The sequence below is a fragment of the Pseudomonas lyxosi genome (assembly GCF_047758685.1).
Classification (GTDB): Bacteria; Pseudomonadota; Gammaproteobacteria; order Pseudomonadales; family Pseudomonadaceae; genus Aquipseudomonas; species Aquipseudomonas lyxosi.
The window spans coordinates 3882544-3900586 of sequence record NZ_CP180481.1 but is presented as its reverse complement, the minus strand read 5'-3'; the positions used below and the strand labels follow the sequence as shown (position 1 = coordinate 3900586).

Below are 18043 nucleotides of genomic sequence, written 5' to 3'. Positions count from 1 at the left end.
AGGAAGCGAGCGAATGTGGATGAAACACCAACTCTGCGTCGTCAGGCTGGCTCGGTTCGCATCCGCTTCGCTCATCATAGTCGCCCCCTGTGCAGTCGCAGAGGATCTCGAACCCAGGTCCTACGCCAATACGCCGGTCGGGATCAATTTCCTGCTCATGGGCTACAGCGATCTCCATGGTAGCGTGACCGCCAACCCCTCAGTCCCACTCCAGGATGCCAAGCTCAACATCAAGACTGTCGTGTTTGCCTTTGCAAGGTCCCTGGACGTCTGGGGCCGCTCCGGGAAGTTCGATATCGTCGTGCCTGAAGCCAGATTGACGGGCTCAGCTCTGTTCGCTGGTGAACCCAAGGAGCGAAATGTTACTGGGTTGATAGATCCAAGATTCCGGTTCTCGGTCAATTTATATGGCGCCCCGGCGATGTCCCTGGCTGAGTTCCCCAGCTATCAACAGGATGTGATTATCGGCGCCAGCCTGGCAATTACGGCGCCACTTGGCCAATACGACTCCAATAAGCTGGTAAATCTCGGCAACAACCGCTGGTCATTCAAGCCCGAACTTGGGATTTCCAAGCGCCTGGGACCCGTGACCCTGGAATTATCCGGTGCGGGAACCTTTTACACCGACAATGACCAGTACCTTGGCGACCGAACATTTTCCCAGAACCCGACTTACCAGGCACAGGTGCATCTTATCTATGCCTTTAGCAACGGTGTCTGGGCCTCGCTGGATGGGACCTACTCCGCTGGAGGGGGTACTTCAGTCGATGGGATCGGTAACCACGACTTTCAGGAAAATACACGCTATGGGGGCACCCTCTCGCTGCCGTTGAATCGAAATAACTCGCTAAAGCTGTTTGCGAGTGAAAGTGCGCATACCCGTACCGGCAGCGAATACGATGCTATTGGCATAGTCTGGCAGTATCGCTTCGGCGGAGGGCTTTGAAACTCAGGACTTACGCTACATTCCATTTATGCGTTCGTGAGACTTTTGTCTGATGCTTGTTACCTGCCATTTGTGACAGTCAGCAATCGGCCAAAGCGGTCACCGAACAGCATGCGAGGCTGCGTTCAGCTGCGCAGCAGTCGTAAAACCAGGCACTACGATCTATCTACTCATACACCGTCACCCGATTGCGCCCGGCCTTCTTCGACGCAAACAGCGCATGGTCCGCCCAGGCGATCAGGTCGGCGTGGTTGATCGAGGGCTGGCTCAGGTCGGCCACCCCCAGGCTGATGGTGAAACGGATGCTCTGGCCGTTGTGCAGCACTTCCAGCCCTTCGACTGCCTTACGCAGACGCTCGGCGAAAACCCGTCCACCGGCCCTGTCGGTGTCCGAAAGCACCACGCCGAACTCTTCACCGCCATAACGCCCAGCCACATCGGTTTCGCGCACATGCTCGTGGATCAGCCTGGCGACTTCCTCGATGACCTTGTCGCCCGCCTGGTGACCATAGGTATCGTTGACCCGCTTGAAGTGGTCGATATCCAACATCACCAGGCTGGTGGCATTGCCATAACGCTGGTGCCGAGCAAAGGCGACTTTCAGGCTTTCTTCCCAATGGCCGCGGTTGTACAGGCCCGTCAGCCGATCGGTTCTGGAGAGTTGCTGCAATTGTGCATTGGCGGCCTGGAGCTGATGCCGGTTGGTGGCGACGTCGGTGACGTCATAGATCACCAGGCAAATATGGTTAATTTTGCCGTCGGTGGAGCGCAGCGGTAACAGCGTGGTGTTTTGGTACATGAACTCTTCCTGGCCGGTGATCGGCTGGTAGTTCTTGAACCGCACCAGATACGGGCGTTGCTCCCAGATAGTGAACGCTGGCGTGCCCAGGGTAACGACGCTTTCCACCTTGCGGCTGAACCATTGACGGTCGACTTCGGGAAACAGATTTAAGAAATTCTGATTTTGAGCGTCCTTGGGCTGCACCCCGGAGCGGTTCTCCATGAAGGTGTTCCAGACCTGCACGCAATAGTCGCGGTCGAGCACTACGACACCGACGTCGATGTTCTGGACAATCGCGAGCAACCAGTGAAACTCGTTCAGATCGATAGGATCGTTCATGGCTCAGTTCATCAAGTAGGCGAGTTTGTGGGTCAATCGCTCGATTGAGTCTTCCGTGAACAGCAACAACAGGTCGAAACGAATATTGTGCCCTTCCAGGCTGTAGCTGATTTCCACTGCCAAGGTCTTTTTCCAGTGCTTGTGGTTGACCCGGATCAGCTCATCGATGGTCGCGTGCTGGCCGAGGATCTGCGGGTGGCCTTGAGAAAACACCACATCGATCTGTTCGGCAATGCTGCTCAGGCAAGCACCGATCAGAACGCTGGAGAGGTCTAGCAGCATTTCCAGGTCCGAATAATCGGTGCTCTGACGCTGCATCAGTTGCGCTATGTCGGCGATTTCCGAGTCGTGAAACATCAGCAGGGCTTCGCCGGCGATGCCACTGCCGATAAAACCCTGGCAGATGGCCGTGAGTTCCTTGCAGCTGCTGGCATCAGTCAGCGCCATGTGCAACTCGCCGACTTCGAGGATGTTCACGTTCGGTACTGGCAACTGCACAAAGACGCCCAATACTTTAGCTATCAGGGCGGCCGCCCGGCCGATGGCAACGTTGACCGTTTCGCGGAACACATCGTGAAAACTGATGACCGTGTTCGCTGCCGGACGACTCCCCAACGACGCCTGGCCGGTTTCCGTCAGTAGCCCCAGCTGACTGAGTGTCTGGCGCAACTCGTTTTCGTCGAAAGGCTTTTTCAGGAACGCCAGCGCGCCCAGTTCACGCACGCGGCGCACCGCTTCCTCCTGAATGTCACCGGAGATCACGATGACTTGCGCCTTTAATCCTTCGGCGCGCAAGGCGCTCAATACCTGATAACCATCCATCTCCGGCATGGTCAGGTCGAGCAGCACCACCTGCCCCAAACCCCGGCGTATGGCATCCATGGCCTCGCGCCCATTACCGGCCTCGGTGACCGAAACCGGCCAGTCCGCCGGCAGTGCCCGTAACACCTGCTTACGGGCCATGTTGGAGTCGTCACATACCAGTAGGGGAATCACTGACAAAAGATAGGCACTCATCGGCGTTGAACATCAGGGAAAGCACTACGGCCCATCATGCCCCATAAGCAAACAAAGACCACCGTATAAATAGGGTTTTGTTGAGCGCGACGTCCGAGCCAATGACTATTGACTCGCCAACACCGGCGCTTCACGTACGCCGGGCGCTATTCGGTGGTTCTGAGTCCTCTGCTGGCCCATCATCTGGCTAATGGCGGAGACGACACGCATGAAACTCAAAACAGGTCGTGTCGCCGATAGCGTTACTGTCGTTGCCGTTACTTGTTAAGGCGCAGAGCGTCGAAAGCATCTCGCGCTTCGCATGCGGTATAGGTCATTTGCGCGGCGACCAGACCGGCCAGACCAAAAGTACGGGTCAACCCGAACTTGCGGAAACCGTCGGGAATCGGAATGGACTTGGCGATAGCGTCAGCCAGAACCTCGCCCGCCACCGTCGTCGGCGCCATGCCATGACCACCAAAACCAACGGCGTGCCAGACGCCTGCTTCATCCTGGCCAATCTGGGCCATTTGATGCCGGCCATAACTCATCAACCCGCCCCAGGAATATTGGATTTCTACACCTTCCAGCTGGGGATATACGGCTAAAAGATCTTTTTTGAGCAGACTGGCGATCGCTTCCGGGCTCCGATTGAGCACCGAAATCCGCCCTCCCCATAAAATCCTGCTGTCGCGAAGCGGCCGGTAGTAATCAAAAGCGAACCGCGTGTCGTAGACCGCTGATTCACAGTCAATAACTTCTTTCAAGCGAGCCCCGAGAGGTTCGGTTGCAACGACATAGGTGGCAATGGGTAACACAGCACGCTCGACCGGGCGATAGACGCCGCGTGCGTATCCGCCACAGGAAAAGATGACATGCTCGGCATGCACTTCCCCGCCTTCGGTTTGCACAACATATTTCTTTCCACGCTTCTCGATGTTCAGGGCGGATGATTGCTCATGGATATGCACACCGAATTCATCCACCGTGCGAGCAATGCCGTACACGTACTTGAGAGGATGAAAGTGGAAAGCGTTGCGCTCCAGCAGGCCGCCGAAATAGCGCTCAGTCTTGAGTATCTCTTTCAACTGGCCTGGCGGCATGTATTCCCAATCAACCCCGTAGACGTCACTCATAAGTTTTCGCGGTGTTTCAAGTCTTGACGGGTCGTTGAACCAATTGGCGAGAATCACCCCCTGGTCAACTAGGTCACAATCGATACCGTATTGTTTGACACGATTACGGATCAACTCAACGGCATCAAGCGTTAGCCTGTAAAGGCGCTGCGCCTCTTGGATGCCAAGGGCGGCCAGAAGGTCAGCGTTTCCCAGGCTGTAGCCTCCAAAGACGAAGCCGCCATTACGACCCGAGGCACCATGACCGAGGCTATGAGATTCCAGAACAACGACGTCATTGATACCACGCTCCGCCAACCCGAGTGCGGTGGACAGGCCTGCCAGGCCACCACCGAGAATGCACACTTTAGTATCTACACGACCCGATTGGGCGGGATAGGTGGTGATGTCGGCCGTGGTTTCATAAAAGGTTTGCTGGTAATGAGTGCTCATAAATTCATGTGGCCTCGACGACGTTTTGATTCAATCGCCTAGTTGCAATTGAAAGTCCTGGACGTAGGGCACAACCGATATTCCGGTGTGGGCGGTGTTGGGAATAATGTCCTGCTGAACGCGTATGTCATAGGCCTGATTGTAGTTTGGTGCCTGCCGGAGAAGATGTCCGGCCCAGACTCGCTCATCCTTGCAGCCCTGCCATACTGTTCAACATGACCACTGCAACCTTCCGCTTCTACGAGGAGCTCAACGATTTCCTGCCGGCCGAACGGCGGCGGCAGTCATTCACCTGCGAGTGCGCGCGGGCGGCGACGGTCAAGCACATGATCGAGGCGCTCGGGATACCGCACACCGAGGTCGAGTTGGTGCTGCTCAACGGCGAGTCGGTGGGCTTGGAGCGGGTGATTTTCGACGGTGACCGGCTGGCGGTGTATCCCAAGTTCGAAGCGCTGGACATCAGCCCGCTGCTCAAGGTTCGTGCGCAACCTTTACGGGTGCTGCGCTTCGTCGCAGATGCGCACCTTGGCGGGCTGGCCAACCTGCTGCGCATGAGCGGCTTCGACACCCTCTACGACAATGGCTTCGAGGATGGCGAGATCGCCGAGATCGCTGCGCATCAAGGGCGCATCGTGCTCACCCGCGACCGCGAACTGCTCAAGCGACGGATTATCAGTCACGGCTGTTACGTGCATGCCCTGAAACCGTCCCTGCAGTTGCGCGAATTGTACGAGCGCCTCGACCTGGCGCGTAGCGCGCGGCCATTCAGCCTGTGCCTTCATTGCAACCTGCCGCTGCACGAGATCAGCCCGGAACTGGCCCGGTCGCAGGTGCCGCCACGCGTTGGCGCCCTCTATTCGCACTTCTTGCGCTGCGACGCCTGCCAACGGGTTTACTGGGAAGGTTCGCACTGGCGCGGCATGTGTGCACTGCTGGCACCTCTGCTGTACCGATAGTCGAGCGCATCGGGCCGGCTGCGTTACCAGGCATAACGGGCTATTGCATCAGGTGGATAACGGCCAAAAGCAGACACTCTTGGTAGTACTTGGCGATGGTGTTTTTGGCGAATGGCTTTATGAAGCAAAGCAGTATGACTGCTCTGATACATTCGCTCTTTTTCAGGAGGGGAAAATTATGCGAAGGATTATCGCAACGGGGGCACTCTTGCTGGCCTTGGGCGGTTGCGCAACATCACCTATGCGGGTTTCTGAAGCGCGGCCAGTGCCGGCCAATGAGATGTACGCGTTCAAAAGCCAGGGTACGCAAGATCCGGGACGCCTGACCGTTTTCCGGGATGACGGGTTTGTCGGTGCGGGATGTGACGTCGTGTTCTACATTGATGGTCAGCGCGCAGCCAAGATAGCTCCCGGTCAGAAGGCCTCTTTCGTTTTGCCTGCCGGTGAAGTGAACCTCGGCACCGGGCTCGCCGAGTCTGGATTATGTGCTGGTGTCGCGATCAAAACTGTCGCGACCAACATCAGGCCAAGGAAAGAAGTGATTTATCGAATCAACTGGGATACGCAAGATTTCTACTTGGCCCCCTACGTTGAATATGGACGTTGAACCCAGACAGTTCCGGCCTGTTTCGCACGCCACACTACCTATAGTGAGTGATCGCAAACACCAAAGCGCACCCTGAATACGGAACGGGTGGCTCGCAAGCCACACTCTCTGTTAGACCACAACACGTATTTTATTTCAGTTCCGTTCTTATTTCGGTGCCGGGCACGAAATATATACTGGGATCACTGACCTTCTTCAGGTCAATTAAGGCTCGGCAAATGCAATGTGAGAATTGTTTCTGCAACGTTTCGGGGTCTTTCCATGCCATCTGCGATGATTGCAATTGTTGTCCCTCGGACGATTTATAGCAGACACAATTGTCAAGTCGGGTGATGCCGTTATCATTTGTGCTCTGACAAGCAGTGGTAAGCAAAGAGATCGCTATGAGCATTACGAAGCGTTTCATTGGCTCCCCTCCGAGGCTGTTGTGAAGGGCTAACTCTAAATAGACCGCAGTGGGGTGATAGCGCCTTCGCGGGGTTGGTGGACCGCATTCCCTGTCCTCTCGCTTGCCTTCTGATCAGACAGGATGTTGTAACGGCGTGGTGACCGCTGAAGGCGGTTATACGCCATGGACGGAAAGCCCAATCTGCCCAATAAGCCTGACAGTAGAAGGAAGCTTAGCTCTCATTTTCCATCGCTCCATCCACTGGTTGCTTTTGGCCGATTGCAACCCGCTGCTGACCATTCCGTTACGCGATAGGTTGCGACTTGATGGATATGATCGGCTGACGCTTACGGGCTCAAGCAGCGGAATAAACAAAAACGGGGCACCGTGAAGGCGCCCGTTTTTTGTGTCCGCAAACAAAGAGGTGCGCCAGCATCCATCGGATTGCCGGCCTTCACTTCAAAATTAAGAATGCAGATTTTAAGGATGGCTTTCCAAACGCCAAAACCACAGCTAATGTAATAACAACTACAAAATAAATAGCGCTTCCTACATGAGAAACTGGCTAACACTGATTCTCGCTTTACCCACCGCGAATGCCACCGAGCGCATGCGAGCCTGGCGTGCTCTGAAAGCCTCAGGTGCGGCGGTTCTGCGCGATGGTGCGTATCTGTTGCCTGACACCGGTGTCTGTCGTGAAGCTCTGGCGTCTGTCGAGCGCGACATCCTTTCTATCAATGGCACCGTTTACATCCTGCCCGTGGTCGATCCGGAGGGTGAGCGCTTTGTCGAGTTGTTCGACCGAAGCGATGACTACAGCAAGCTACGCGCAGAGATTGAAGAGTGCCGTGGGCAGCTCAATCCTGAAAACGCATTGGCCACCACCAAACAAATTCGCAAGCTGCGCAAAAACTACGATCAGCTCACCCACATCGATTATTTTCCAGGTAAGCCCAAGGAGCAGATTGATTCAGCCTTGCAGGAGCTTGAGACAGCTGTCAGCAGAGCGTTGTCTGCGGATGAACCCCATAGCCGCGACAAGCCCATAACGGCACTCAACCGTGGCGACTATCAACGTCGTGTCTGGGCAACACGCAAGCGCCCGTGGGTTGACCGTCTGGCATGTGCCTGGTTGATTCGGCGCTTCATTGATCCTCAAGCCCGGATCCTCTGGTTGAGTACTCCACATGACTGTCCGGCAGACGCGCTGGGCTTCGACTTCGATGGTGCGACCTTCAGTCATGTCGGCAATCGCGTGACCTTCGAAACCCTGCAAGCCAGTTTTGAGCTTCAAGAACCCGGCCTGAACCGCATCGCGGCCTTGGTGCACTACCTCGATATCGGCGGTATCCAGCCTTTGGAGGCTGCCGGCATCGAGCGTGTGCTGGCAGGACTGCGCGAAACCATTACCCATGACGACCAATTACTGGCTGCTGCCAGCGCCATCTTCGACGGCCTGCTCGCCGAGTTTGTGAAAGAGGAACAACCCAATGAGTAAGGTGTTGGCATCAACGACTGAAGAGGATCTATCGAGGCCGGAGGCGATCAGCTTGTGTGAGGCATTCTGGTTCTGGTTGAAGCTCGGCTTCATCAGTTTCGGCGGGCCAGCAGGACAGATTTCGATCATGCACCAGGAACTGGTAGAACGTCGGCGCTGGATCTCCGAACGACGCTTTCTCCATGCGCTCAACTATTGCATGTTGCTGCCCGGGCCAGAGGCTCAGCAATTGGCGACCTACATCGGCTGGCTGATGCATCGAACCTGGGGTGGAGTGATCGCCGGAGTGTTGTTTGTGCTGCCCTCACTGTTCATCCTCATCGCTTTGTCGTGGATGTACATCGCGTTCGGCGAAGTGCCTGTGGTGGCCGGCCTCTTCTATGGGATCAAGCCTGCCGTGACGGCCATCGTGGTCCAGGCGGCACACAGGATTGGCACTCGGGCGTTGAAGAATAATTGGCTGTGGGTGATAGCAGCCGCTTCATTTACCGCGATCTTCGCGTTCAATGTTCCTTTCCCGCTGATCGTATTAGGGGCAGCGTTAATCGGCTATGTCGGAGGGCGGTTGGCGCCTGAGAAGTTCAGAGCCGGGGGCCATAGCGCCGCCAAAAAGTCCTTTGGCCCAGCCTTGATCGATGACGACACCCCGTCCCCCGAACATGCCCGGTTCAGCTGGATGAAACTGGCGCTGCTGGCCCTCATCGGCGCAGCGCTATGGGCGTTGCCGATGGGAATCCTGACCGCGCTTTTTGGCTGGGAAGGCACCTTGACCCAGATGGGCTGGTTCTTTACCAAGGCCGCGTTGCTTACTTTTGGCGGGGCCTATGCAGTCCTCCCGTATGTCTATCAAGGTGCGGTCGGTCACTATGGCTGGCTTACCCCGACTCAGATGATCGACGGTTTGGCACTGGGGGAGACCACACCGGGGCCGCTGATCATGGTGGTGGCCTTCGTCGGCTTTGTTGGAGCGTACGTCTCACAAGTGTTCGGCGCCGATCAGGTGTTTCTGGCCGGGGCTGTCGCGGCCACCCTGGTGACATGGTTCACCTTCCTGCCCTCGTTCCTGTTCATCCTCGCCGGTGGCCCGCTGGTGGAATCGACCCACAACGAACTCAAGTTCACTGCACCGCTTACCGCAATCACAGCGGCGGTGGTTGGAGTGATCCTCAATCTGGCGTGTTTCTTCGGCTATCACGTGCTGTGGCCACAAGGCTTCAGCAGCAACCTCGACTGGCCCTCTGCAATGATCGCCATTTTGGCGGCAATTGCCTTGTTCCGCTTCAAACGGGGCGTCATTCAGGTGCTGATGGCTTGCGCGCTTGTCGGCTTGGCGGTGCATTTGCTGCGCTAAAGAGGATGTAATCGGTCGACGCTTACGGACTCAAGCAGCGGAACAAACGAAAACGGGCGCCTTGTCGGGCGCCCGTTTTAGACCATCGCAGCCAGCAGCTAAGCTTTATCAGGAAGCTTTCGCGAAACCCTGAAAAGTCGGGAGGCAAACATTGAGCAAACAACCTCAACCCCGGAGCCGCTCCAACCCCCAACCCAGATCTCGCCCGGTAGTGCCTGCCCTGCCCGGTAAATCAGGCACCCAGTCCGGGGGCTTGCGCGGTAACTACCCACCGAAGAAGTCCAATTGAGCTCGAACGTGCGGCAAGCTTTGCAGTTGAGTCTGTACTTCCCTATCAGCCGTTATGGCTGATCAGTGCGATTTTTTCGATACCGATGTCCCGGCTTTGCTCAACCCTTTCGTGTTGTGATCGCCTGGTGTCGTGGTCGAGACTGCTCTGGCTTTGTCTAAGCCGCGAGTATCTTTGGAGTGGGCGATGCCTGAAGTCGTTTGGCCATGACCGCTATCACTATTGCGAACACTGCCGTAGTGGTTTCCGCTTTCACCACGGTCGCGAACAGCCTTGCCGGCATGATCGCTGCTCAGTCCATTGCCGCGGCCGTTACTGTTAGAGCCGCCGTGATCTGAACCGCTGTGACCGCCGCCTACACCGCCGCCGTGGCCACCGCCATTACCACCGCCGTTGCCGCCCCCATTACCACCACCACCACCACCACCACCCTCTTTCGCATAGGCGGAGTTCATGATGGACAGGTCAGCAGGGAGTAATGGGGCTGCTGCAAGCATCAGGGCGCAGGACATTACAGCAACGAGACTCTTATTCTTTAAAAGCATGATGGCTTCCATAGGTTGATATCGCGAGTCTTATGACGCAATAAGCCGCAGACAGTTCAAGGCCTGCGACCGACGGATGCTGCCCGCGCTAGCGTGCAGCGCTCCGGGTACCCGCGAACGCGCTCGTGCCAAGCCAGCGCCACAAGCTTTCCGCATCCTTCACCGCGCCATCTACCCGCAGCTCTCGCGACTGCAGAACCTCCCGCGGTGTGCGGTCGCCCGTCCACACCTCGGTCAACGCGCGCACGCTGGAGTCCACGACGAGTGTCAGTTCGCGGCCGGGGTCGTCGCGGCACAGGTCTGCCACACCCTGTTCAACCACGAGCCACCACGCTTGCTCGCCGGGTCGAGCGTCGCGGAACTTGAACTGGATGACCACCGGTCGGGACGGGAACGTTTCGATGCGCACGAACCGGCGCACGTCCCACATCAGCAAGCCTGCGTCGAGTTCGTCATCGCGAAGGCGACTGCCGATCCAGCGCGCGCCCCAATGCCCTAGCGCCATGATGATGGGGCGCAACTCCTCGCCCGCCTCGGTCAGGCTGTACTCCCAGACTTTGCCGGTGGCCGTGCGGTGCACGACGCCGATTTCTTCCAAATGCCGCAGCCGTTGGGCGAGCAGGTTGGTGGACATCCGGGGCATGCCGCGGTGCAGTTCATTGAAGCGCTTGCTGCCGCACAGCAACTCGCGCACGACCAAGGGTGTCCAGCGCTCGCACAGGGCTTCAGCACCGCGCGCGACCGTGCAGAACTGACCGTAGCTTTCGTCCATTGCCTTGGCTCCGCAATTACAACGCTTCAGATTCTGAACTAGCCCCGCCACTTCGCCACGCGCACGCTGAAACCTCGAAAGCCAAATACCAAAGGAGCACGCCATGACCAAGGTAGCCATCATTCAGCGCCCGCCCGTGCTGCTCGATCGCAGCGCGACGATCGCCCGGGCCGTGCAATCGGTCGCCGAGGCAGCGGCAGCGGCAGCCTCGCTGATCGTTTTGCCCGAATCGTACATTCCCGGTTACCCGTCGTGGATCTGGCGGCTGGCGGCGGGTAAGGACGGGGCTGTAATCGGCCAGTTGCACACGCAGTTGCTGGCCAACGCCGTCGATATCGCAAACGGTGACCTAAGCCAATTGTGCGAGGCCGCCAGGGCTCACGCCGTGACGATCGTGTGCGGTATTGATGAATGCGACCGGCGGAATGGAGGCGGCACGCTCTACAACAGCGTAGTCGTTATCGGCACGAACGGCGAAGTGCTCAACCGCCACCGCAAGCTGATGCCAACCAATCCCGAACGCATGGTGCATGGCTTCGGTGATGCCTCCGGGTTGCGTACGATCGATACACCGGTCGGCCGCCTGGGTACGCTCATCTGCTGGGAAAACTACATGCCGCTGGCACGCTATTCACTGTATGCCCAAGGGGTGGAAATCTACGTCGCTCCCACGTACGACACGGGCGAAGGCTGGATCAGCACGATGCGTCACATTGCACTCGAAGGCCGCTGTTGGGTGCTCGGCAGCGGCACCGTGCTGCGCGGCAGTGACATTCCCGACGACTTCCCGGCGCGTGCGCAACTGTTTCCCGATCCGGATGAATGGATCAACGACGGCGACTCGGTAGTGGTCAGTCCTCAAGGCCGGATCGTGGCCGGTCCGTTACACCGAGAGGCAGGCATTCTGTATGCGGACATCGACGTCGCACTCGTGGCGCCGGCGCGGCGGGCGCTCGACGTTACCGGGCATTACGCGCGCCCTGACATTTTCGAACTGCAGGTGCGGCGCACGCCGGCGACTGCGGTGCGTTACATCGACGAATGAAGTCCGGCGGTATCGCCCAAACCATTGATCAAGGAGTCACGCCATGAGCATTGAACGGTCTTACAAAGGCAGTTGTTTTTGCGGCGCAGTCGAGTTCACCGTCAGTGGCGAGCCGGTCGGGATGGGTTATTGCCATTGCGAGTCATGTCGGCATTGGTCAGCAGGGCCGGTCAATGCCTTCACGCTGTGGAAACCCGAGGCGGTGCAAGTGACTCGGGGTGCTGACAACATCGGCACCTACAACAAGACACCGCGCAGTTACCGCAAGTGGTGCAAGACGTGCGGCGGGCACATCTTCACTGAACACCCGGGGATGGGGCTGATCGATGTGTATGCCGCAGTCATCCCGGATCTCGCGTATTCGCCAGGCGTTCACGTCCACTATCAGGAGACCGTGCTGCGCATCAAGGATGGATTGCCCAAGCTGAAGGATGTCCCCAACGAACTAGGGGGATCGGGCATCAGCGTGGACGAATAGCGGGGGTTGCGCCGGCTGCCACCTTCAAATGGGCATAGGGATCATGCCCATTAATCAAAAGCACCGTTGAGCACTTCATAGATGAGCCCGGTTGCCAGCGCGACCAGTATCAAGTCGGTGCCAACTTGCTGCCATTCATACCCTTCATAATGAGGCAGCCTGCCGATCAACCGGCCGTCCAGTTTTTTGGCAATCCCGGGTGGAAGCGGCTTACCTCGCGCGAGGTTCTTTTGAATGCCGGGTGGCAATGCAGGTCCGGGGCTCCAGTAGTCCCGATACCCGCCAATAATCCCAAGAATGCTTCCGTGATTGATGCTTGGGCCATTATCCCAATCGCCGCCCCCTGCATTTTTGCCTTTGCCTCCCTGACCTCCCTGGTTGCCATGAACCTGGCTGTTTTGTGGATGTCCCTTGCCGTTTCCCTGGCCCTTTCCATTACCAGGATCGGCCAATGCAGTCACTGAACCGGAAACCAGCGCAAGGCATGTAATAGCTGCAATCAATGAGCGAGATCTGAGCATGAGTCGTTCCTTCAGGGTGGCGGGACTTCTCTCTGGAATTTAGACGTTATCGGTGATGTGGGTTCCATTTCCTTCCATCGACACCCAAGTCCCCACGGCCGGTTTGCAACGGAACTGTCGTACTGCGCGTCACTTCAGCATTACTTGCCTCTATTTCTGACATTGTTTCCCGTGTTCACCGTCGAACATGGGAGGCGTGATGGCAAACGGCTACTCTCTTCACGATTTCTCATGTATGCCTCGACATGCCGGAATGACCTGCCTTGTTCCGACTCAATTACATGGAGTAAACGTGAATGCCCTTCCCCCCTCGTTTTCTTGACCACTACCGCAAAGCCGACCGAATCATGCTGGGCCTGATCTGGCTGATGTTCCTCTTCGCGTTGGGGCTGGCTTTCTGGCACGACACGTTTATTCAGGCGTTTTTGGTGGGTGGCGGCACGAGTCTGCTGCTAACGGTGCTTTATCGCGCAATGGGCGGCACGCGATGGATGCGGTGTTGCCTGGGCATTGGCTTGATGGTCATGGCCGCGCTGCATATCAATCAGGCCGAGGGCGTCATTGAATCCCACTTTGGTATTTTCGCTTTGTTGGCGGTACTGACTTTTTATCGCGACTGGCTACCGATTCTGGTCGCCGCTGCCACGATCGCCATTCATCACGTGGTCTTCCATGCGCTGCAGCATCAAGGTTTTCCGGTCTACGTCATGGCGCATCATGGTGGGTGGACGATGGTGTTCGTTCACGCCTTCTATGTGGTCATGGAGACGGTCGCCCTGCTCTATCTGGCCGTGCACAGTCAGGCCGAAGCGGTGGAGAGCCAGGACATGCTGGACAAGATGCTCGCGGCCACGTCCCAGCTCGCCGTCGATGCTGGCAAGGGAGACAAGGCCACGGTACATGTATCGCTCGCGGATCGTTTCGATCAATTCCTGATGCAGATTACCGCCCTCGTTGACGGGGTTGTTCGCGACTCTCACGGATTGGGTGAGCTGGGCCAGGAGCTGGCCAAGGCGAGCAACACGCTGGAAAAAGGGGCTAAGCATCAGCTGACGGAAATTGCCCAGATGACGTGTTCGATGCAGCGGATGGGGGACGCGATGGGGCATATTGCCGTTCACGTCGAGCATGCCGTTGAACATGCCGGCCAGGCCAGTGTGCAAATCATCCAAGGACAGGAAAGTGTGAACCGCGCGCAGCAGGAAATCACTCAGTTGGCGTCGCGCCTGAAAGGCACCCACTCAACCGTGCAGGTGCTGGCGGGACAGGCGGAGCAAATCAGTACTGTCCTGGAGGTCATCAGCAGTATTGCTGACCAAACCAACCTGCTGGCCCTCAACGCCGCCATCGAAGCCGCTCGCGCCGGCGAGCAAGGCCGAGGTTTTGCTGTTGTGGCCGATGAAGTGCGCAGCCTGGCGCAGCGCACTGCCCTTTCCACGAAGGAAATCAGGACGATCATCGAGGCCTTGCAGCAAGGCAGCCGCAAAGCCGTCGAGGCCATGCATGACAGCCGTGAAGGCGTGGAGCGCTGTGTCGAAGACAGTCAGCTGGCGGCCGCGATGTTGCAGGCGGTGGGCAGCGACATCTCCCATATCGATGAACTCAATGGGCGCATTGTCACCACCACCCGCGAACAATCCACGGCAAGCCGCGAAGTGGTCGGGCGTTTGCAGTCCGTGCAGAGCATCGCGCAAAACACCGCAGACGATGTCGAAACCCTTGCCCTGAGCAGCCAACGCTTGCCACCCATTGCCGTTCGCCTGGATGCACTGGGTCGCACGTTTCATCAGTAAGGCTCAATGCGGAGTGAAGGCCCCCACTCCGAGTCAGAGATATCTGGGCCATACGGGTAAGACTCCAGCTCGCAGAAAAGACACGGGATCTGATCGACAGTAATCTACGTGCCTGCGACTAACCAGGCTGCGTGTGCGGGAGATAGCTAGCGGGGGAACCTGTAACGAATTAAGTCGCGGATGTTTACCGACAGAGCAGATCCTTATACGATGAGGCCCGCACATACTGCTCTCCATCAGGCCCAAGTAAGCTATGGTTATTATGTATGACAAAGCGGCTTAACAAATTGCGCTCCATAGTCACGCAAAATTTTGCGCAGACAAATAAGCGAAAGCTGTATGCAGATTTAATTATTCCTACAATAACATGCAATATCATTGGGCGCCTGAACGATGAATAACACGAGTTTCCTGGCTGACAATTCTAAAACCTTCAGCATAGTTATAGTCAATTACAAAACACCAGAAATCACCAAGATATGCTTAGACTTACTACACCAACATGTGGGCAGCCATAACGTCCCAATATGGGTCGTTGACAACTATTCCGCCGATGAAAGCACCGAGTACTTACGAACTCTTGACTGGATCAATTTAATCGAGCGCTCTGTTACCGAACCAGAACCTGGGCATATCGCGCATGGCAAAGCACTTGACCTGGTTTTGGAGCGAGTTGAAACTGATTATTTATTTCTGATGCACACCGACACATTTGTTTTCGATAAAAATGTCTTTCCGATGATGCTGAATAAATGCTTGAACAACCAAAAAGTCGTAGCCGTCGGTTGTGTCGAGCAATTAAACCGTGGTACCACGAGAACGCTTTGGCGCTTTAGCTCACGACTATTCAAACACCATTTCAGACGTCTGAAAATCTCCGTGGGATTACGTTCCAGAGAGCCAAAACCGTACAGAGAAGTCTACCTGAAGAGTTTCTGTACATTATGGAACTGCAAACTTATCAAACAGCACAACATGCATTTTTCGATGGATGATCGCGTGCCAGGCTACACCCTCCAAGACCGCATGACCGAGCTTGGCTATGTCGTTGAAATGTTATCACCGCGTAAAATCTTCAGTTATCTGGATCACATGCAGTCCGGTACTGTCGCAGCGGCTGGCGGCTATGAAAAGACTCATAGACGAACCAAAATGTACAACGATATCCTTAAGCGCCTGAAACAAGAAGACAGCAAAAGTTAAACTTCGAAGAGACACAACGAGCAGTGCGCTGGACTCTGCTTGAAGTCACCCACAAGTCTTTATATCAAGTTATTGGAGCGGCAATGGCACCCATCACTCAAGCACTACCTATGACCCTCTCTCCGGAGCTTGATTTCGACCAGAACGCCGCCAGCGCCTTGGGTTCCTCATTGGCCAGTAGCTATATTCAGGCCACGCCATTTCCGCACATCGTCATCGATAATTTCCTGGATGAAGCGCTGATTGCGAGTATCTGCTCGCACTTCCCAATCGAGCCAACCAACAACGAAATGCTCTACGAGCGCGGCTATAAAGGTCAACGAAAACGTCAAATCAGTCCCAACGAATGCACCCCTTATTTGAAGACTATTTTCAACGCCTTTAACTCGGCCCCCATGTTGCAGTTTCTTGAAAAGCTCACAGGCATCGAAGGTTTGATACCCGACCCCTACTTTGCTGGTGGCGGCCTGCATGAAACGAAAAGTGGTGGTTTCCTGGGGGTACACTCGGACTTCAGGCTCAACAAAAAGCTTAATGTTGAGCGCAGACTGAATATCATCATTTATCTGAATGAAGACTGGCGAGAGGAATACGGCGGCAACCTTGAACTTTGGGATGTCGGCATGAAGACCTGTCTTAAGAAAGTCCTGCCCATTTACAATCGATGTGTCATTTTCAATACAGACAAAGACAGTAATCATGGGCATCCAGAACCTTTAACAACGCCAGAGCACATCACGCGCAGGTCTATAGCGCTTTATTACTACACCGCAGGAACCATGGTGGTCGATCCCGCACAAAGAAACAAAACCCACTACAAGCCAAGGCCCAAAGATCGTTTCAGCCTAAAGTACTACATGGGCAAACTAATCAAGAAGAAAAACTAAACTACGAAACACCCGCTGAAAGATTTAGCCGGTCTGTTGCATCGACCGGTTGAATCCACGGGACGATAAAGTTTCGCCATCTTCAAGGAAGATCATGGACATTCGATTGACGGAAGCCAAAGACTGGATGTTTTTGAAGCAAGTCCGTCTCGCTGCGCTTTTGGACACGCCGACAGCGTTTGGTGTGAGTTACCAAACGGCCGCTCAATACAGTGACGAGCAGTGGAAAGAACGCGCCTCGTCAGCTGCCGGACCAGAATTCTGGTTGGCCATCAAGGACGATAAACCGGTGGGGATGATCGGTGCCGGGGTGGTCAGTCAAGCGAATCGCTATAACCTGATCGGAATGTGGGTTGAACCCGCTGCACGTGGTTCTGGCGTGGCCGCTCAGCTTGTTGAGGCGGTGAAATCTCGCGCGATCGGCAAAGGGCATGATCGCGTTTTTCTGGACGTCTCCCCGGACAATGCAAGAGCCTCGAACTTCTATCTGAAGCAGGGTTTCTCTTTCATCGATGAATGGGAACCGTTGGCCAGTCATCCGCATATCAGGGTTCAGACCATGCTGTGGACTGTACGGAACTGACTAACAGACGGATCAGGGTCGCCAATACCGACCCCAAATGGCCTCTCAGCACGCCCACGTTTGCCCGAGCGTCTCCAGACCAGACTTTTGCAGATCCTGTGCGCTCATCACAATACGGAACTTGCAGGTGGCGTTGAAGTTGAGAAAAAAGGGTTCCGCAAAAGCGGGGATGTCGGAGGGGTCTTGTACGTCGACCACAAAGATCCCGCCACGCTTGCCATCTTGCTCGGTAAAGTACGCCGCCTCCGGTTTGATGCTGGTCAGGATGCGCTCGATAACCTCGCCCACCTTCCCGGCTTTGACAAGGGAGTTGAAGGGTTCATTTGGGCACTCGACCATCAGTAACATCCTCATCATTCAATCCTCTGTTCAACTTGCAACCTTGTAGTCTCTTCAAGAATAGCGAAGCGTGAGCTAACCCTCTTGCAGGGTTACAGGCGGTCATGAAACAGGGCGGCCAAAAGCGGTCAATTTCGCTCCATTTCGTCTACCCTCAC

18 protein-coding genes and 1 pseudogene are annotated in these 18043 nt (G+C 56.0%); 12 read left to right on the top strand and 7 right to left on the bottom strand.

What is annotated here, in order from left to right; all coding sequences use genetic code 11:
- Positions 1 to 13: 13 nt before the first annotated feature.
- Positions 14 to 946: a transporter gene (locus ACMXYI_RS17970; RefSeq protein WP_415768383.1), complete on the top strand. Its 933-nt coding sequence runs from the start codon at positions 14 to 16 to the stop codon at positions 944 to 946.
- A 166-nt stretch (positions 947 to 1112) separates the two neighbouring features.
- On the opposite strand, the gene ACMXYI_RS17965 is transcribed toward ACMXYI_RS17970, so the two are convergent.
- The 3 genes from ACMXYI_RS17965 to ACMXYI_RS17955 form a co-directional block, all read right to left on the bottom strand.
- Positions 1113 to 2066, bottom strand: coding sequence for a sensor domain-containing diguanylate cyclase (locus tag ACMXYI_RS17965; RefSeq protein WP_415768381.1), 954 nt, complete (start codon positions 2064 to 2066; stop codon positions 1113 to 1115).
- A gap of 3 nt (positions 2067 to 2069) precedes the next feature.
- Positions 2070 to 3083 (bottom strand): response regulator, encoded by a 1014-nt coding sequence (locus tag ACMXYI_RS17960; RefSeq protein ID WP_415768380.1) that lies wholly within the window; start codon positions 3081 to 3083, stop codon positions 2070 to 2072.
- Between the two features lie 257 nt (positions 3084 to 3340).
- The gene (locus ACMXYI_RS17955) at positions 3341 to 4630 is read right to left on the bottom strand and encodes an NAD(P)/FAD-dependent oxidoreductase (protein ID WP_415768379.1); all 1290 of its coding nucleotides are present in this window, start codon (positions 4628 to 4630) and stop codon (positions 3341 to 3343) included.
- A gap of 215 nt (positions 4631 to 4845) precedes the next feature.
- Here ACMXYI_RS17955 and ACMXYI_RS17950 point away from each other — a divergent pair, with 215 nt between their 5' ends.
- From ACMXYI_RS17950 to chrA, 4 genes are all read left to right on the top strand, one after another.
- The gene (locus ACMXYI_RS17950) at positions 4846 to 5586 is read left to right on the top strand and encodes a Mut7-C RNAse domain-containing protein (RefSeq protein WP_415768378.1); all 741 of its coding nucleotides are present in this window, start codon (positions 4846 to 4848) and stop codon (positions 5584 to 5586) included.
- A 52-nt stretch (positions 5587 to 5638) separates the two neighbouring features.
- Entirely contained in the window at positions 5639 to 6193 is a 555-nt protein-coding gene (locus tag ACMXYI_RS17945) for a hypothetical protein (RefSeq protein ID WP_415768377.1), read from the top strand.
- A 941-nt stretch (positions 6194 to 7134) separates the two neighbouring features.
- Positions 7135 to 8079, top strand: coding sequence for a chromate resistance protein ChrB domain-containing protein (locus ACMXYI_RS17940; protein ID WP_415768376.1), 945 nt, complete (start codon positions 7135 to 7137; stop codon positions 8077 to 8079).
- Complete coding sequence (chrA, locus tag ACMXYI_RS17935; RefSeq protein WP_415768375.1) at positions 8072 to 9430, top strand: chromate efflux transporter; 1359 nt, start codon at positions 8072 to 8074, stop codon at positions 9428 to 9430. The genes ACMXYI_RS17940 and chrA overlap by 8 nt, the downstream gene beginning before the upstream one ends.
- A gap of 351 nt (positions 9431 to 9781) precedes the next feature.
- Here the strand turns inward: chrA and ACMXYI_RS17930 are convergent, their stop codons facing one another.
- Complete coding sequence (locus ACMXYI_RS17930) at positions 9782 to 10264, bottom strand: hypothetical protein (protein WP_415773911.1); 483 nt, start codon at positions 10262 to 10264, stop codon at positions 9782 to 9784.
- 88 nt (positions 10265 to 10352) lie between these two features.
- On the bottom strand, positions 10353 to 11036 hold the full coding sequence (locus tag ACMXYI_RS17925; RefSeq protein WP_415768374.1) for a winged helix-turn-helix transcriptional regulator: 684 nt from the start codon (positions 11034 to 11036) through the stop codon (positions 10353 to 10355).
- A 103-nt stretch (positions 11037 to 11139) separates the two neighbouring features.
- Here ACMXYI_RS17925 and ACMXYI_RS17920 point away from each other — a divergent pair, with 103 nt between their 5' ends.
- Both ACMXYI_RS17920 and ACMXYI_RS17915 read left to right on the top strand, forming a co-directional pair.
- Positions 11140 to 12081, top strand: a complete 942-nt coding sequence (locus ACMXYI_RS17920; protein ID WP_415768373.1) for a carbon-nitrogen hydrolase family protein — start codon at positions 11140 to 11142, stop codon at positions 12079 to 12081.
- Positions 12082 to 12124: 43 nt separating this feature from the next.
- Positions 12125 to 12559, top strand: a complete 435-nt coding sequence (locus tag ACMXYI_RS17915) for a GFA family protein (protein WP_046056812.1) — start codon at positions 12125 to 12127, stop codon at positions 12557 to 12559.
- 50 nt (positions 12560 to 12609) lie between these two features.
- On the opposite strand, the gene ACMXYI_RS17910 is transcribed toward ACMXYI_RS17915, so the two are convergent.
- Positions 12610 to 13080 carry an anti-virulence regulator CigR family protein gene (locus tag ACMXYI_RS17910; RefSeq protein WP_415768372.1) on the bottom strand — a complete coding sequence of 157 codons (471 nt, stop codon included), beginning with the start codon at positions 13078 to 13080 and terminating at the stop codon, positions 12610 to 12612.
- Positions 13081 to 13376: 296 nt separating this feature from the next.
- Here ACMXYI_RS17910 and ACMXYI_RS17905 point away from each other — a divergent pair, with 296 nt between their 5' ends.
- The 5 genes and pseudogenes from ACMXYI_RS17905 (at position 13377) to ACMXYI_RS17885 (ending at position 17546) form a co-directional block, all read left to right on the top strand.
- Positions 13377 to 14873 carry a methyl-accepting chemotaxis protein gene (locus ACMXYI_RS17905; RefSeq protein ID WP_415768371.1) on the top strand — a complete coding sequence of 499 codons (1497 nt, stop codon included), beginning with the start codon at positions 13377 to 13379 and terminating at the stop codon, positions 14871 to 14873.
- A gap of 17 nt (positions 14874 to 14890) precedes the next feature.
- A pseudogene (locus ACMXYI_RS17900) lies at positions 14891 to 15027 on the top strand (integrase); the annotation flags it as partial.
- A 239-nt stretch (positions 15028 to 15266) separates the two neighbouring features.
- Positions 15267 to 16076 carry a glycosyltransferase gene (locus tag ACMXYI_RS17895; protein ID WP_415768370.1) on the top strand — a complete coding sequence of 270 codons (810 nt, stop codon included), beginning with the start codon at positions 15267 to 15269 and terminating at the stop codon, positions 16074 to 16076.
- An 83-nt stretch (positions 16077 to 16159) separates the two neighbouring features.
- Positions 16160 to 16963, top strand: a complete 804-nt coding sequence (locus ACMXYI_RS17890) for a 2OG-Fe(II) oxygenase (protein ID WP_415768369.1) — start codon at positions 16160 to 16162, stop codon at positions 16961 to 16963.
- Positions 16964 to 17057: 94 nt separating this feature from the next.
- Positions 17058 to 17546: a GNAT family N-acetyltransferase gene (locus ACMXYI_RS17885; protein WP_415768367.1), complete on the top strand. Its 489-nt coding sequence runs from the start codon at positions 17058 to 17060 to the stop codon at positions 17544 to 17546.
- A gap of 45 nt (positions 17547 to 17591) precedes the next feature.
- Here ACMXYI_RS17885 and ACMXYI_RS17880 read toward each other — a convergent pair whose 3' ends face one another.
- Positions 17592 to 17900, bottom strand: a complete 309-nt coding sequence (locus ACMXYI_RS17880) for a panthothenate synthetase (protein WP_046052594.1) — start codon at positions 17898 to 17900, stop codon at positions 17592 to 17594.
- Positions 17901 to 18043: the final 143 nt, after the last annotated feature.